The organism is Ruegeria alba (assembly GCF_022321465.1).
GTDB lineage: Bacteria > Pseudomonadota > Alphaproteobacteria > Rhodobacterales > Rhodobacteraceae > Ruegeria_B > Ruegeria_B alba.
The window spans coordinates 592993-608825 of record NZ_JAKOEM010000001.1; the positions used below are offsets into that span (position 1 = coordinate 592993).

Here is a 15833-nt window from a genome sequence, read left to right on the forward strand (position 1 = left end):
GTTTGCGATCCGGTTCAAGCGGCAGGATGAAGGAACGGGGCGAATCCCCCGACCGTCCCTTTGCGGCTCAGCACCAAAACGTTTTTTCGCTCGCGGCTGCTATCAGCGCCGGAGAGCGGCATCGTCGCCCCATGTGAAACATTCCCGGCCGCAGAACCCTGTTTCCCGCGCCGAATGCGTCATTTTCGTGGCAGCAACTCAGCGCAATTCATAGTTTCGGGTTCGGATTTCGAATGGGGGATTTCATGACCGGGACCATTGGAGAAAAAACACAGATCACCGTGACACTGGGCTGCGAACCGCGCCTTCTGGTCACCATCGTGGAAAAGCCCGACGGCGGGCTGTTCATCGACATCAAGTCCGAGGATCCTTCGGTCGAGGTGGGCGATCTCGACGGGTTCTTCTTCAATTTCAACGATGATGCGACGCTGGACGGATTGCATATCTGGCCCGCCGAGAACGAAGGCACGCAATGGTCGCCGGTCACCGATGTTCAGCTGAACCCGGACGCGGTCGACAGCCTGAGCAACGGCGCCCAGCTGGCCGAAGGCTATGATGCGGGCATCCAGTTCGGGACAACCCCGGACTCGACCGACGGCTATGTCAGCGCCGCCAATTTCACCATGTGGTCAGAGAACGGGCCGCTCAGCATCTCGGATATCGACCTCGACAGCCTGGCCGCGGTGGTGGATTCCGACACCGGCAATGGCATCGTCAAGACCGTCAGCGACAGCACCGGCGACACTGGCGATGACGGGGACGACCATGACGAGGACGAATGCGCCTTTGTCATCGAGGGTCCGGTCAACACCGAGGTGGTGCTGACCCAGCTCGAGAATGGTGAGATCCGCGTCGATCTTGAAGTGCTCGAGGGCGACGACCCCGACGCGACGGGGCAGATCGGCGATATCACCGGCCTGTTCTTCAATGTTGGCGATGACAGCCTGCTGGATGGCATGACCGTGACCGGCGACGATGTCACGGGATCGAAATTCGCAGCCGGTTCGGTCAACGACCTGGGCAACGGTGCCAATATGGAGGGCGCCCAGGATGGCGAGACGGGCGAGACCGCAAACGGCTTCGATGCCGGCATCTCGATTGGCAAGAACGGCATCGGGCATGGCGACGATATCCGCGCCACCAGCTTTACGCTGTCGCATCCCGACGGGCTGAGCCTGGAGGATTTCAGCGGCGAGTATTTCGGGTTGCGCCTGACCTCGGTCGGGGACGAGGGCAGCGATGACCGCGATGGCTCGTTGAAGCTGATCGGCCAGTGTGAGGACGACCCGCAGCCGCCGATCTGTGACGACCAGTATTACCTGAACGATGTGATGGCGCTGATGACCCAGCCCATGCATGACGAACTGGCCTATGAGATGATGGCGAGCGACCCGGTCGAGGACACGGAACTGGTCGAGACCTACTGAGCACCCTGCCCGCTCAGAACAGGCTCAGCTGATCGCCGGGCTGCGGGGGCACCCGGAACAGATCGCATCTCAGGGCTGGCGCCTCTTGCGCCAGCCCGATGCGTTTGCAGGCGGCGCGGAACCGTTTCGCGATCATCTGGGCATACTCTCCCTCGCCCCGCATCCGGTGACCCCAGCGCGGGTCATAATCGCGCCCGCCATGCATCTCGCGCAGGCGGGCCATCACCTTGGCCGCGCGGGCGGGCGCGTGTTCGGCCAGCCACTCCTGCCACAGCGGCGACACCTCGCGCGGCAGCCGCAGCATGATCCAGCTGGCGGTATCGGCGCCCGCCTCGGCCCCGGCAGCGAGCAGCGCCTCAAGCTCGTGATCGGTCAGGCCGGGAATCAGCGGCGAGGTCATCACCCGCACCGGCACCCCAGCCCCGCTGAGCGCCCGGATCATCGCCAGACGCCGCGCAGGCGATGGCGCGCGCGGCTCCATCCGGCGGGCCAGCCCCGCATCCAGCGTGGTGAGCGAGATCCCCACCCGCACCAGCCCACGCGCCGCCATCGGCGCCAGAATGTCCAGATCGCGTTCGATCAGCGCCCCGCGCGTGACGATGGCAACCGGATGATTGAACGCATCCAGCACCTGCAAACAGCCACGGGTGATCGCATGTGTCTTTTCCAGCGGCTGATAAGGGTCGGTATTGGTGCCGATGGCGATGGGCGCCACCTTGTAGCGGCGCGCGCTCAACTCGGCCCGCAGCACTTCGGCCGCGTTGGGCCGCGCCACCAGCCGGGTTTCGAAATCCAGCCCCGGCGACAGGCCCAGATAGGCGTGGCTGGGCCGGGCAAAGCAATAGGCGCAGCCATGTTCGCAGCCCCGATAGGGGTTGATCGAGCGATCAAAGGGCAGATCTGGCGAGCGGTTATAGCTGATCAGGCTGCGCGCGGTTTCCAGCGAGACCTGGGTTCTGAGCGGCGGCAGATCCTCCTCCCGGTCCCAACCATCAGGTTCGGCCACGCGATCCAGCGGTTCGAACCGGCCCGCATCGTTGCTGCGCGCGCCACGCCCGACGGGCCGGGCCGAAATCAAGGGGGGTATGGGGTGAGTCTGCATGCCCAAAACTAGAACATTCGGCGAACATCCAGCAAGGCAAAAGATGCTTCCGATCTGGTCGCAAGCGACCTGTCCGACAGCAGGTATATGCAGGACATTGATGATCTAGCTGCGCAATACTCATTATCATTCGGGCATTTTTCATCCTATAGGTCGGTTGCAACACCGCCCATGTCGCAATCAACGCAGTCGAAAAGTGACCTTCGGGCAAAAAGGAAAAAAACGGCACCCCCGGGGCCCGCCCCGCCCAAGATTGAGGAATTGCGCCATGTCGGAAGAAGAAGACATCATCCTGTCGGAACTCGACGACGAAGAACTTGTCCAGCAGATGTTCGACGACCTTTACGACGGTCTCAAGGAAGAGATCGAAGAAAGCGTCAACATCCTGATCGAACGCGGCTGGGCGCCCTATGACGTTCTGACCAAGGCTCTGGTGGGCGGCATGACGATCGTCGGCGCCGACTTCCGCGACGGTATCCTCTTCGTTCCCGAAGTGCTGCTGGCCGCCAACGCGATGAAGGGCGGCATGGCCATCCTGAAGCCGCTGCTGGCCGAAACCGGCGCGCCCCGTGTGGGCAAGATGGTGATCGGCACCGTCAAGGGTGACATCCACGACATCGGCAAGAACCTTGTGTCGATGATGATGGAAGGCGCCGGTTTCGAGGTGGTCGACCTTGGCATCAACAACCCGGTCGAGAACTACCTGGAAGCGCTTGAAAACGAGCAGCCCGACATTCTGGGCATGTCCGCCCTGCTGACCACCACCATGCCCTATATGAAGGTGGTGATCGACACGCTGGTCGAACAGGGCAAGCGCGACGACTACATCGTTCTGGTCGGCGGCGCACCGCTGAACGAGGAATTCGGCAAGGCGATCGGTGCCGACGCCTATTGCCGCGATGCCGCCGTTGCGGTGGAAACCGCCAAGGATTTCGTCGGTCGCAAGCATAACCGCATGGCCGGCTGAGCCGCCATACTTGCAATGTTCAAAGGCCGCCCTCCGGGGCGGTCTTTTTTGTTTGCGATCACCTCTTGGGGTGGCTGAAATCTGCCAGTGTCACACAACCGCCAACATTCCCCCTGACTTTGGCCACCATCAGAGCCTAATTTTCGTCAGTGCCCCAAAGCTGCTGACAGGTGCCCCATGCCAACAACATTCACAGCGTTGTTCCTCGGTAATCTGGCCGATATCGACACGTTCGAGGGTAACAATTCTGCCGAAAATGCCGGTGCCTTGGTTGGCTTGACCTTTGGCACGATTGCCAACCCGCTGGTCGACAGCGCCGTGACCTGGAGCGCAGTAGGCAATCCCGGCAGTATCTTCGACATGGACAACAGCCCGGCCGATCAATTCTCGGTAGATGGCGGCCCGGCGCAAACCTTTGACGGCACAGCCATCTATGACGCCACCATCACCTATACCGATGGCAGCACGGCAACCATTACCGCGGTGCTGGCCCAGGACGTGAACGGCAATACCTATCTGGTGCCGGAATTTGCGGACAATGCCGATCAATCTTCGCTTGAGGCGGGAATCATTCAGTCGCTGACGCTTGACGGGCTGACCGGGGGCGGTGCCAATTTCTCGGGCCTGACCGCTAACCGGCAAGACTGGCAGCTGGTCACCTGTTTCACCCCCGGCACCATGATCGAAACCCCCAAAGGGCCACGCCTGATCGAGGAGCTACAAGCGGGCGACAAGATTCGTACGCTGGACAATGGCAACCAGCCGCTGCGCTGGATCGGGCGCACCACTGTGCGCGCCACCGGGGCCTTTGCGCCGGTCCTGATCTGCGCCGGGGCGCTGGACAATCGCCGCGACCTGATCGTATCGCCCCAGCACCGGATGCTGATCCAGGGTTGGCGGGCCGAGCTGGTCACCGGTCATTCTCAGGCATTGGTGGCCGCCAAGCATCTGGTCAACAATCGCGACATCAGGTTTGCCCCCGGAAGCGAGGTTACCTATATCCACCTGTTGTTCGACCGGCATGAAATCATCTGGGCCGAAGGGTGTCCGACCGAAAGCTTCCACCCCGGACAGATGGGATGGACTGGCCTTGAAAAAGAGGCGCGCGATGAAATCCTGGCGCTGTTTCCCGAACTGGCCGCAAACGGCATGATCGCCTATGGACCGTTGGCCCGCCCCACCATCCGCAAGCACGAGGCGCTGCTGTCGGTCGCCTGACACCACCCGTCGCCAGCGCGCTTGCCTTTGCGGGTCCGGACTGGGCATTCTGTCCTGACACCAACCGGCACAAGGCGGTCCCGACATGACCATGCTCCCCGATGACGCCCAACTGACCCGCAGCGGGCTCAGCCTGAGCAGCGGCGACGCACGTATTCTGCTGATCGCCTGCGGTGCCCTGGCCCGCGAGATCCTGGCGCTGCGCGACCGCAACGGCTGGACCCATATGGACCTGACCTGCCTGCCCGCCATCCTGCATGTCTATCCCGAACGGATCACCGCCGCGGTCGAGGAGGCAGTGGCGCGACACCGCGACACGTATCAGCAGATTTTTGTGGTCTATGCCGATTGCGGCACCGGCGGCCTGCTCGAGGCCGCGTGCGAGCGGCTGGGGGTCGAGATGGTCAAGGGGCCGCATTGCTATTCCTTCTTCGAAGGCAACGCGCGCTTCGCCGAAGTCTCGGAAGACGAGATCACCGCCTTTTACCTGACAGATTTCCTGGTCCGGCAATTCGACGCGTTTGTATGGAAACCAATGGGGTTCGACCGCCACCCGGACCTAATCCCGATGATGTTCGGCAATTACACCAAGCTGGTCTATCAGGCCCAGACCGACGATCCGGTCCTGACCGAAAAGGCGCGCGCCTGCGCCGAACGGCTAGGCCTTGCATTCGAGCGTCGTTTCACGGGCTATGGCGATCTGGAAACAACGCTTGCCGATTGGGCGGGCGGTGTCGCGCGCAGCGACTAGCGCCGCGCGCTCCTTGCTCAGGCCTCTTTCAGCGTGTCCAGACGTGCCATGGCGCTTGCCTCATAAGCGGCGATTGCCGCGCCATCCAGGCTGTTGCCGACGCGCTCGACCCAGGCCTTGATCGCCGGAGTGTCAGGCATCAGGTGCGGCGCCCACTGAAAGGGCGAGGCCAGCAGGATATCCGCGACACTCACCGTGTCGCCCAGCAGGAACGGCCGATCTTTCACCCCCCTCTCCAGCACGGCGCAGACCTCATCCATGCCGCGAAAGGTCTCGGTCAGCGCCGGGTGATCCAGCCCGGAAAAGGCGGCCACCAGCACCGGCTCCAGCACCCCGCCCGAATAGGCCATCCAGCTCAGGTAAGCCCCGCGCCCCGGCGCGCCGATGGCGGGGCTCAGGGGCTGGCCGAACAGTTCGTCCAGATACATCATGATGGCCGCGCTTTCGCGCACCTCTTCACCGTCATCGGTGACCAGAAAGGGAACCTTGCCCTCGGGGTGGGGATTGCGCGGGTCGCGCCGCCCGCTGCCGTCAAAGCGCGGAACCTCGACAGTGACCACCTCGACCTGATCCAGTTTTCCCATCAGCATCAGCTGTGCGATCACGCGCGAGGCACGGGTATTTGGCGAGTAGTAGAGCGTTGGCATGTTTTTTGACCTTTGACATGTCGGGTTGATGATGCCCCCATGTGCCCGTACCCTCTTGCCAGTTCCTGTCAGGATGTTTCCGGCCATACTCTGCCATGCCCAAGACCGACCGCCTGTTCCGACTGCTGCACCTGATCCGGGGATTGCGCCCGCCGGTGACCGCCGCGCGGCTGGCCGCCGCGATGGAGGTCTCCGAACGGACGATCTATCGCGACATCGACAGTCTGCGCGCGGCCGGCGCCCGGATCGAGGGCGCGGCGGGGCTTGGCTATACCATGGTCGAGGACCCGGCCCTGCCCCCGCAGACCTTTACCCAGATCGAGATCGAGGCGCTGACACTGGGGCTTGCCGACGTGACCCAGCGCGGAGACAGCGACCTGGCCCAGGCCGCAAGCGATGCGCTGGTCAAGATCCTGGCCACCCTGCCCGAACGCCAGCAACGTCAGGCCATGCACGCGGTCAACTTGGTGCAACGCCTGATCACCCCCGCGACACCCACCATCGACATGACCCTGCTGCGCGAGGCGATGTGGGCCGAAGAGGCGCTGGACATCGGCTATCGCGATCTGAAACAGGACCGGACCCGGCGACGTATCTATCCGCTGGCGCTGTCCTATCATGACCGCAGCGTGATGCTGCTGGCCTGGTGCTGCAAGCGACAGGATTTTCGCAGCTTTCACGTCACGCGTATCGAAGGCTATCAAAAGACCGGCGAAAGCTTTCGCCCGCGCCGGGTGACGCTGTTGCGGGACTTTCTCGAAAAACTCCGCGAACGGGACCGGGCCTGCCTGGCCGACCTTGCGTGACGCGGATTACGTGGCGGCAGCAGCCGTTTCGCGAATCCGCTCGATCATGGATCGCAGCCCGTTCGAGCGCTGCGCCGACAGATGGTCGTTCAACCCCAGCCGCGCCAGTTCGGCGCGCGCATCGATCCGCGCCACCTCGGCCACCGGCACCCCGTTGTAGAGCGCGCGCAAGACCGCGATCAGCCCGCGTACGATCATCGCATCGCTGTCCCCGTCAAAGCGGAACACGCCATCCTCGATCACCGGATGCAGCCAGACCTGGCTGGCACAGCCATGCACCCGCGTCGCGGGCACTTTCAGCGCCTCGTCCAGCGGGTCCATCGCCTTGCCCTGCTCGATCACATGGCGATAGCGGTCTTCCCAATCGTCGAGAAACTCGAAATCCTCGACAATCTCCTCAAAGGCGGGGCTGGCCATGTCTCGCTCCTGCTCAGGTCATATGCGGGTCAGCAGTGACCTAAGCCCCGTCCGACCCGCTGTCCAGACCTGCCATGGCTTTTCAAGCGTGCCGCGATGCGCTAACCGATAGACAGGAAAACACCAAGGACTTGCGGGGCACCCCATGCTGAAACCACTGATTGCTCTCGTGACCGCCGGATCGGTGCTGACGGCCTGTGGCGGCTGGCGCGACTCGCGGGTCAATCCGTCGAACTGGTTCGGCCCCTCGACCCCGGCACCGGTCGAGGCTGCCGCGTCCGAGGACGTCAACCCGCTGATCCCCAACAGTTCCGGCAAAGGGCTCTTTGCGCGCCCCGACCCCAAGGACCGCAGCATCCTGATCACACAGGTGACCGAGCTGAAAGTCGAGCCCACCACCACGGGGGCCATCATTTCGGTCGTCGGCGTTGCCAATCGCCAGGGCGCGTTCAACACCGAACTGCGCCCGATCGTGACGCCCGAGAATACCGAGGCCGGCATCCTCGCCTATGCGTTCCGTGTGGTCTATCCCGAGGACGCGACACCACAGGGTCCGGTCCAGACCCGCACCATCCGCGAGGCGGTCAGCGTGTCGCGTCAGGATCTGGCCGGGATCAAGGTGATCCGGGTCGAGGCGAAGGAAGGTGCTCTGGAAACCCGGCGCCGCTAAGGCCCGGCGGCGTCTCGGCCAGAGCGATTGTTCGGATACGGGCGGGCGGCGCTGGCGTTACAGCGACACCACCTCGACATTCTGACCCTTGGCGGCCAGCGCGATCTCACCCTGACACAACCGCAGCGCATCGGCGCCGAACACTTCCAGCCGCCAACCGGTCAGCGACGGCACATCGCGTTCGCCGGCCGCAATCAGGTCCAGCTCGGCGCTGTTGGCGATCAGCTTGGCGGCAACGCCCACATTCTCGGTCTTGGCCTTCAGCAGCACCCGCAACAGATCGGCCAGCGCCGGGTTCACCTGCAGGTTCTCGCGCCCGTTCTTCACCTTGGGCATCCGCTCGGGCGGGCAGTCGATCCCGCGCCCCACGGCCGCCAGGATACCGTCGGCGATCGCCCCCTTGCGTGCCTCGCGCAACAAGAGCCGCGAACCACCCAGATCGGCATGGGTGCGCGGCTTGGTCGAGGCCAGCTCGATCAACGCGTCATCCTTGAATACCCGGTTGCGTGGCACGTTGTTGTCCTGGGCATAGCTTTCGCGGAACTGCGCCAGTTCGCGCACCACCGCCAGGAACTTGCCCGAGTTGGTGCGGGTCTTGATGCGGCGCCAGGCCTCTTCGGGGCGAATGTCATAGGTTGCCGGGTCGGTCAGCGTGCGCAATTCCTCGGCAACCCAGTGGCTGCGCCCGGTCTTGGCCAGATCAGCGGCCAGATGTTCATAGATCTGGCGCAGATGGGTGACATCGGCCAGGGCATAGGTTTTCTGCGCATCGGTCAGCGGACGGCGCGACCAGTCGGTAAAGCGCGAGGTCTTGTCCAGCCCCTGCCGGCAGATCTTGCGTACCAGCGTTTCGTATCCGACCTGCTCGCCAAAGCCACAGACCATGGCCGCGACCTGGGTGTCGAACAGCGGTTCGGGAAACACCCCCGCATCCACCCAGAAAATCTCGAGATCCTGCCGGGCGGCATGGAACGCCTTGACCACCGAGGTATCGCGGAACAGCGTGTAAAGCGGTTCCAGCTCCAGCCCCTCGGCCAGCGGATCGACCAGAACGGCGCAGTCGTCGCCGTCACCGGGATAGGCCAGCTGAATCAGGCAGAGTTTCGAGTAATAGGTCCGTTCCCGAAGAAACTCGGTATCGACGGTCACATAAGGTTGGCTGGCGGCCGCCGTACAGAACGCGGCCAGTTCTTGAGTGGTTGTCAGGGTCTTCATACGGTTTTTATCTTGTTCTTTTCCTTGGTTCCGACCGTGCCCCCGGAACGGGTCGGTTTCGCTCACCTTAGGGCCAACACCCCTGCTCTGCAAACCCCCTATGGAACGCCCGTCCCTGCGTCAGGGCAGCCAGACAGGGCGGCGGTCGCCACCGGCAAAGCGGCGCAGGACCGCGGGATAGAGTTTGTGTTCCCAGGTCAGCACACGGGCGGCAAGCGTTTCCGGCGTGTCGCCCGGTTCGATCGAGACACGGGCCTGACCCAGGATCGGGCCGTCATCCAGCTCGGACGTCACCTCGTGCACCGTGCAGCCATGTTCGGTTTCACCCGCGGCCAGCGCACGGGCATGGGTATGCAGCCCCTTGTACTTGGGCAGCAGCGAGGGGTGAATGTTCAGCATCCGACCCTGAAAGCGGTCGGTGAAACCGGCGGTCAGCACCCGCATGAACCCGGCAAGGCAGACGATATCGGCCCCCGCGTCGAGGATCGGCTTGATCAGTTCGGCCTCGAACGCGGCGCGGTCCTTGCCATAGGGGCGGTGATCGACCACTGCGGTGGCCACGCCGCGCGCAGCGGCCTTGGCCAGCCCGCCCGCGTTTGCGTCATTGGACAGCACCAGACAGGGCCGCGCCGGATGGTCGCCGGTCATGCTGTCGACCAGCGTGACCATGTTCGACCCGCCGCCCGAGATCAGGATCGCGACGCGCTTTGAGCTCACAGCAACTTGCCCGTGTAGGCAATGCCGGGCGTGGTGGTGACGGTGCCGATGCGGGCGACCGTCTCGCCCTCGGCCCTCAGCAGCTCGGTCAGCGCCTCGGCCCGGTCGGCGGCACAGACCACGATCATGCCGATACCGCAGTTGAAGGTCTTGAGCATTTCACCCTCGGCGATGCCGCCGGTTTCGGCCATCCAGCGGAACACGGGCGGCAGTTCCCATGTGTCGAGGTCGATGGTGGCGCCCATGCCCTCGGGCAGGACGCGCGGCAGGTTCTCGGTCAGGCCACCGCCGGTGATATGGGCCAGCGCATGCACGCCACCGGCGCGGATTGCCGACAGAACCTGGGTCACATAAAGCCGGGTCGGCGCCAGCAGCGCCTCACCCAGCTTGCCGGGGCCAAAGGGGCAATCCGATTCCCAGCTATTGCCCGAGATTTCCACCAGTTTGCGCACCAGCGAATAGCCGTTGGAATGCACCCCGTTCGAGGCGAGACCCAGCAGCACGTCACCCTCTGCCACGCCTTCGGGCAGCGCGGTGCCGCGCTCCATCGCGCCGACGGCAAAGCCCGCCAGATCGAAATCGCCTGCCGGATACATGCCGGGCATTTCCGCCGTCTCGCCGCCGATCAGGGCGCAGCCGGACTGAACGCAGCCCTCGGCAATGCCTTCGATGATGCGGGCGGCGGTGTCGGTTTCAAGCTTGCCAGTCGCGAAATAGTCAAGGAAAAACAAGGGCTCGGCGCCTTGGCAAACCAGATCGTTGACGCACATGGCAACCAGGTCGATGCCGACGCCGTCGACCAGCCCGGTGTCGATCGCGATGCGCAGCTTGGTTCCGACCCCATCGGTCGCGGCCACCAGGACCGGATCCTGATACCCCGCCGCCTTGAGGTCGAAGAGCGCACCAAAGCCCCCCAACCCGCTGGCCACGCCGGGGCGATTGGTGCGCTTGGCGGCCGGCTTGATCCGGTCGACCAGGGCGTTGCCCGCGTCGATATCCACACCCGCCTCGGCATAGGTCATACCGTTCTTGCCCGCTGTCATCGGTTCATCCTCACGATTGCTTGCGCGCGGAGTTAGTGCATTGCGCCCTTGCATGCAACGGTCAGGCTTGACGCGGGAGCGGATCGTGTTAGGCATGGCCCATGGCGGGCCTGTAGCTCAACGGTTAGAGCAGAGCGCTCATAACGCTTTGGTTGCGGGTTCAAATCCTGCCGGGCCTACCACATTCTCCGCATTCGTCGGGTCAGCGTCCGATCACGATATCGGCGCAGAGACCCCCCAACCGTTCACTGTCACCCAGCCGGAGCGCGCCGCCATGGGCGCGGGCAATATCGGCAACGATGGCAAGGCCCAGGCCCACGCCGCCGCCCTGGTTCTGGTTACGCGACGCATCCAGCCGCTGGAACGGTTTCACCGCCTCGGCGCGCTTGTCGGCGGGAATACCGGGACCGTCATCCTCGACCCGGATACGCAGGAACTTTGGCGTGACCGCCAGACTGACCTCCACCCTGGTTCCATAGCGAACGGCGTTGGCAATCAGATTCTCGACCGCGCGGCGGATCGCTGTGGGCCGCAGGGTGACGGTATCGCCCTCGGGCACCTCGCAGGCCACCAGCGCGACATTGCGGTCGGCGCGACGGGCATCCTCCACCACCTGCTTCAGCAAGGCGACCGGATCGACCTTTTCGGGTGTGCTTTCAGACACTCCACGCGAAAAATCGAGGAACGCGTCCAGCATCTGCTGCATCTCGGCCACGTCCTGCAACATGGGCGCGGCATCCTCTTCGTCGATCATCGCCAGTCCCAGTTTCAACCGGGTCAGCGGTGTGCGCAGATCGTGGCTGACCCCCGAGAGCATCAGGGTGCGCTGTTCGATCTGCCGTTCGATCCGCGCGCGCATGTCCAGAAAGGCGCTGCCGGCTGCCCGTACCTCGATGGCGCCCGAGGGGTAATAGGGAACCGTATGCCCCCGGCCAAAAGCCTGCGCCGCATCGGCCAGCCGTTTGACCGGCCTGAGCTGGTTGCGCATGTAGAGAAAGGCAATCACGGTCATCAACAGACCAAAGACCACCATCGTCACGATCAGCTGGTGCGGCGCGGCGGGCGACATGCGGCGGCGGTCGAAGATCAGCTCGACCGGACCCAGCGCGCTGCCCAGATAGAGCCGCACCACCCGGGTATCGGGCAGTTCCACCGCGATCACATCCTGCACCCTGCTGCGCAGAACGTGTTCTACCTGTCGGCCGGTATAGTCATACCAGGGTCGCAGATCGTCTGAGGGCACGTCGCCGTCATTCACGAATCGCAGACTGACCTGCAAGGCGTCGAGAGCCGGCCGCAGCCGCGCCTGAACCTGGGCCTGGGTTTCGGTGCCGGCGACCTGGCCCATGATCAGTTCGATCTCGCGCACGGCGGTCAGCGTCATCTGGGTGGTCACATCCTCCAGATGCCGTTGCAGAAACACGACAGAAACCACGATCTGCACCGCGATCACCGGTACGACGATGATGATCGCCGCGCGGGCATAGAGGCTGCGCGGCATATAGTGTTTGAGCCAGCGGAATGTCATGGCTAAACCTAACCCGGTGCCAGAGCGAGAAAAAGAGACAGATGACCCACCCGCCCGACGATTTCGACCCGCCCATCGGCATCCCCATCGAGCTGGAGGCCGGGATCCGGCGGATCGTGGCGCCCAATCCCTCGCCGATGACCTATCGCGGCACCAATACCTATCTGGTGGGCACAAGAGAGCTGGCGGTGATCGACCCCGGCCCCCTGAGCGAGGCGCATCTGGAGGCGATTCTGGCCGCGCTTGGCCCGGGCGAGAGCATAAGTCATATCGTCGTGACCCATACCCATCTGGACCACTCGCCGCTGGCCCGTCCGCTGGCCAAGCGCACCGGCGCGCCGGTTCTGGCCTTTGGCGGGCCCGAGGCCGGACGCAGCGCGGTGATGCGCGATCTGGCAGCGCAGGGGCTGGCGGGGGGTGGCGAGGGTATCGACACCGGATTTCTGCCCGATCACACGGTCGCCGATGGAGCGCGAATCGAGGGCGATGGCTGGCAACTGGAGGTGATCCACACACCGGGGCATCTGGGCAACCATATCGCGCTGGCCTGGCAGGATGTGTGTTTTACCGCCGATCACGTGATGGGCTGGGCCAGTTCGCTGGTCTCGCCCCCCGATGGCGACCTGACCGATTTCATGACCGCCTGCCGCGACCTGCGCGCCCGCGACTGGAGGCTGTTCCATCCGGGCCACGGCGCACCGGTGAGCGCGCCCGGAGCGCGGCTCGACTGGCTGATCGGGCACCGGATGGGGCGCGAGGAGGCGATTCTGGTAGCGTTGGCTGATGGCCCCGCCACGGCCGAGGCGCTGGCCCGGCGCATCTACACAGAAACGCCCGCTGCGCTGCTGCCCGCCGCCACACGAAACGTGTTCGCCCATCTGGTCGATCTGACTGGCCGTAACCGGGTCGCGCCCGAGGAGAAACTCTCGGTTGTGGCGCGGTTTCAACGACTATCCTGAGCCTCGAGAAAATTCTGTGAATTTTCTTTTCGCCCTCTGGACGATGTGAATCGGGATTGCTATACGGCGCGAACCGTTCCGGCGTAGCTCAGCGGTAGAGCAGTTGACTGTTAATCAATTGGTCGTAGGTTCGATCCCTACCGCCGGAGCCATGAAAAGCCCTTAAGTCTCAAAGACTTGAGGGCTTTTTTGCTTGTTGCGAAGGGGTTGTTTTTTCGTTCAGAGACCGTTTAGGTCCTGTTGACAAAAGTGGTTCACCGGGGGCGCCTCTTCAACACTCTGATAAACGGCAGTCGCGCACCAACAATTACGATAAAACCGCAGAGAGCTTCCTCGGTTCATCGGCATTTCATCGATCCACCGTTCGCCGCGCGTTTTATCAACATGACCTGGAAGCGGGGCATATTAATCAAGCGGTGTCTTGCGTCAGCGCCCACCTGACAACTTGTCCGCTGTCGACGTCTACCACGGTCGCAGCGCGCGGATCCTGCAGTTGAGAAGAGACAAAAGAACACAGACAAACGGAAAACGCCAAAACAAAGCACCAATCCGCTGCCGCATAGGCTCCAACAGAAACCAACCAGAGCCTCCGCTACGAAACCACCTCATCTTTCCGAGAAACTCAGACGACAGACAAGGAGAGCCCGGAAAACATGTGTTTTCCGGGCCGGAAATCCCCGCTTGCCGGTTCTGCCCGGCTCAGCCGGTGAGAACGTCCTTGAACTGATCCCGCAGCGTCCGTTTCAGCACCTTGCCGGTGGCATTCAGCGGTAGAGCATCGACAAACACGACCCGGTCAGGCACCTGCCATTTGGCGATCTTGCCGTCGAAGAAAGCCAGCAGCTCCGCCTCGTCGGGCGTTTCGCCCTCGGCGCTCACCGCCACAAGAAGCGGGCGTTCGTCCCATTTCGGATGCGGAACACCGATCACCGCGGCGGTGGCCAGTTTCGGATGCGCCACGGCGATATTCTCCAGCTCGACAGAGCTGATCCATTCCCCGCCCGACTTGATGATATCCTTGGACCGGTCCCGGATCGTCATGTATCCGTCGCGGTCCAGCGTCGCCACATCGCCGGTGGCGAACCAGCCATCCGACAGGATCGGCTGGTCCTGCAACTGGAAATAACTGTCCAACACCCAATGGCCCCGCACCATCAGGTCGCCCTGGGTCTGGCCGTCATTGGGCAACTGGTTGCCGTCGTCATCGACGATCTTCAGCTCGACCCCATAGGGCGGCCGGCCCTGGTTTTCGCGCAGCTTGTGCTGTGCCTCGACCGGCAGCCCCGCATGTTTCGCCAATGGCTGGTTGGTGGTGCCCAGCGGGCTCATCTCGGACATGCCCCAGGCATGCACGGTGTCGACGCCGTAACGGTCGCGGAATTCGGCGATCATCGAGGGCGGACAGGCCGCGCCGCCGATCACCGTGCGTGTCAGGCTCTCCAACTTGCTGCCCTTGGCACGGGCGGTCGTCAGCAACCCCTGCCAGATGGTCGGCACACCCAGCGCGATGGTCACGCCATATTGGTCGATCAGACCCACCAGCGCCTCGCCATGCAGGTCCGGCCCCGGCAGCACCATGCACGAGCCCGACATGGCACAGGCATAGGGCGTGCCCCAGGCGTTGACATGGAACATCGGCACCACCGGCATCACCACGTCGCGCGCCGAAAAGCCGATGCAATCGCGGGTGTTCGACCCGAAACTGTGCAGCACGGTGGAACGGTGAGAATAGAGCACCCCCTTGGGGTTGCCCGTGGTCCCGGATGTGTAGCACAGGCTCGAGGCCGTGCGCTCGTCCAGATCGGGCCATTCAAAACCTGCATCGCCCGTGGCGACGAACTCGTCGTAGAATTCCAGCCCCTCGATCCGTGCCGCCGCTGCCTCGTCGCGCGGCCCCATCAGGATCAGCCGTTCGACGGTGGTCAGATGCGGGCGAATCCCCTCGACCAGCGGCAGAAAGGTGGCATCGAAGAACAGGATGCGATCCTCGGCATGGTTGAGGATATAGACCAGCTGTTCGGGGAACAGGCGCGGGTTGATCGTATGCAGCACGAAGCCGGCGCCGGACACGCCGTAATAGATCTCCAGATGCCGCCGGTTGTTCCAGGCGAGAGTCGCCACCCGTGACTGTGGCGCCAGGCCGGCCCCGGTCAGGGCCGAGCCGAGACAACGGGCATTGGCCGCGATCCCGGCCCAATTGGTCTCCTCGACCCCGCCTTCGGTACTGACCGACCAGATCGGCGCCTCGCCGTGATAACGCGCCGCATGGTCGATCAGCGACGAGATCAGCAGCGGCTGATACATCATCTGTCCCAGCATTCTTGGGTTCCTTCCCTGTTCTTCCGGTGACGGCCGCGCCCTGCGCG

15 protein-coding genes and 2 tRNA genes are annotated in these 15833 nt (G+C 63.6%); 9 read left to right on the plus strand and 8 right to left on the minus strand.

Annotated features, from left to right (window positions below):
- The first annotated feature begins 245 nt into the window (after positions 1–245).
- Positions 246–1427, plus strand: a complete 1182-nt coding sequence (locus MB818_RS02850; RefSeq protein ID WP_238903849.1) for a hypothetical protein — start codon at positions 246–248, stop codon at positions 1425–1427.
- 13 nt (positions 1428–1440) lie between these two features.
- Here the strand turns inward: MB818_RS02850 and MB818_RS02855 are convergent, their stop codons facing one another.
- Positions 1441–2529, minus strand: a complete 1089-nt coding sequence (locus MB818_RS02855) for a PA0069 family radical SAM protein (RefSeq protein WP_238903851.1) — start codon at positions 2527–2529, stop codon at positions 1441–1443.
- A gap of 268 nt (positions 2530–2797) precedes the next feature.
- Between MB818_RS02855 and MB818_RS02860 the strand changes: the two genes are divergently transcribed.
- The 3 genes from MB818_RS02860 (at position 2798) to MB818_RS02870 (ending at position 5465) form a co-directional block, all read left to right on the plus strand.
- A complete protein-coding gene (locus MB818_RS02860; RefSeq protein ID WP_234145181.1) occupies positions 2798–3496 on the plus strand; it encodes a corrinoid protein in 699 nt (232 codons plus the stop codon).
- Positions 3497–3673: 177 nt separating this feature from the next.
- A complete protein-coding gene (locus MB818_RS02865) occupies positions 3674–4714 on the plus strand; it encodes a Hint domain-containing protein (RefSeq protein WP_234162600.1) in 1041 nt (346 codons plus the stop codon).
- Between the two features lie 85 nt (positions 4715–4799).
- Complete coding sequence (locus MB818_RS02870) at positions 4800–5465, plus strand: DUF1638 domain-containing protein (RefSeq protein ID WP_234162601.1); 666 nt, start codon at positions 4800–4802, stop codon at positions 5463–5465.
- A 17-nt stretch (positions 5466–5482) separates the two neighbouring features.
- Here MB818_RS02870 and MB818_RS02875 read toward each other — a convergent pair whose 3' ends face one another.
- Positions 5483–6112, minus strand: a complete 630-nt coding sequence (locus MB818_RS02875; RefSeq protein ID WP_238903852.1) for a glutathione S-transferase family protein — start codon at positions 6110–6112, stop codon at positions 5483–5485.
- A gap of 95 nt (positions 6113–6207) precedes the next feature.
- Between MB818_RS02875 and MB818_RS02880 the strand changes: the two genes are divergently transcribed.
- Positions 6208–6918, plus strand: a complete 711-nt coding sequence (locus MB818_RS02880) for a helix-turn-helix transcriptional regulator (RefSeq protein WP_238903854.1) — start codon at positions 6208–6210, stop codon at positions 6916–6918.
- A 6-nt stretch (positions 6919–6924) separates the two neighbouring features.
- On the opposite strand, the gene MB818_RS02885 is transcribed toward MB818_RS02880, so the two are convergent.
- Entirely contained in the window at positions 6925–7335 is a 411-nt protein-coding gene (locus MB818_RS02885; protein ID WP_234170217.1) for a SufE family protein, read from the minus strand.
- Positions 7336–7480: 145 nt separating this feature from the next.
- Here MB818_RS02885 and MB818_RS02890 point away from each other — a divergent pair, with 145 nt between their 5' ends.
- Positions 7481–8005 carry a hypothetical protein gene (locus tag MB818_RS02890; protein ID WP_234136829.1) on the plus strand — a complete coding sequence of 175 codons (525 nt, stop codon included), beginning with the start codon at positions 7481–7483 and terminating at the stop codon, positions 8003–8005.
- A 57-nt stretch (positions 8006–8062) separates the two neighbouring features.
- Here the strand turns inward: MB818_RS02890 and rnd are convergent, their stop codons facing one another.
- The 3 genes from rnd to purM all read right to left on the minus strand — a co-directional run bounded on the left by rnd (position 8063) and on the right by purM (position 10980).
- Positions 8063–9220 carry a ribonuclease D gene (gene rnd / locus MB818_RS02895; protein WP_238903856.1) on the minus strand — a complete coding sequence of 386 codons (1158 nt, stop codon included), beginning with the start codon at positions 9218–9220 and terminating at the stop codon, positions 8063–8065.
- Positions 9221–9340: 120 nt separating this feature from the next.
- Positions 9341–9937, minus strand: coding sequence for a phosphoribosylglycinamide formyltransferase (gene purN / locus MB818_RS02900; protein WP_234215629.1), 597 nt, complete (start codon positions 9935–9937; stop codon positions 9341–9343).
- Positions 9934–10980 (minus strand): phosphoribosylformylglycinamidine cyclo-ligase, encoded by a 1047-nt coding sequence (gene purM, locus MB818_RS02905; protein WP_234215627.1) that lies wholly within the window; start codon positions 10978–10980, stop codon positions 9934–9936. The genes purN and purM overlap by 4 nt, the downstream gene beginning before the upstream one ends.
- Positions 10981–11086: 106 nt before the next feature.
- Between purM and MB818_RS02910 the strand changes: the two genes are divergently transcribed.
- Positions 11087–11162, plus strand: a tRNA-Ile gene (locus MB818_RS02910).
- A 20-nt stretch (positions 11163–11182) separates the two neighbouring features.
- Here the strand turns inward: MB818_RS02910 and MB818_RS02915 are convergent.
- Complete coding sequence (locus MB818_RS02915; protein ID WP_234136833.1) at positions 11183–12508, minus strand: ATP-binding protein; 1326 nt, start codon at positions 12506–12508, stop codon at positions 11183–11185.
- A 41-nt stretch (positions 12509–12549) separates the two neighbouring features.
- Here MB818_RS02915 and MB818_RS02920 point away from each other — a divergent pair, with 41 nt between their 5' ends.
- Together MB818_RS02920 and MB818_RS02925 are read left to right on the plus strand one after the other, a co-directional pair.
- Entirely contained in the window at positions 12550–13467 is a 918-nt protein-coding gene (locus MB818_RS02920) for an MBL fold metallo-hydrolase (protein ID WP_234136834.1), read from the plus strand.
- A gap of 77 nt (positions 13468–13544) precedes the next feature.
- Positions 13545–13619, plus strand: a tRNA-Asn gene (locus tag MB818_RS02925).
- A 547-nt stretch (positions 13620–14166) separates the two neighbouring features.
- Here MB818_RS02925 and dmdB read toward each other — a convergent pair.
- Positions 14167–15786: a 3-methylmercaptopropionyl-CoA ligase gene (gene dmdB, locus MB818_RS02930; protein ID WP_238903858.1), complete on the minus strand. Its 1620-nt coding sequence runs from the start codon at positions 15784–15786 to the stop codon at positions 14167–14169.
- Between the last annotated feature and the right edge of the window lie 47 nt (positions 15787–15833).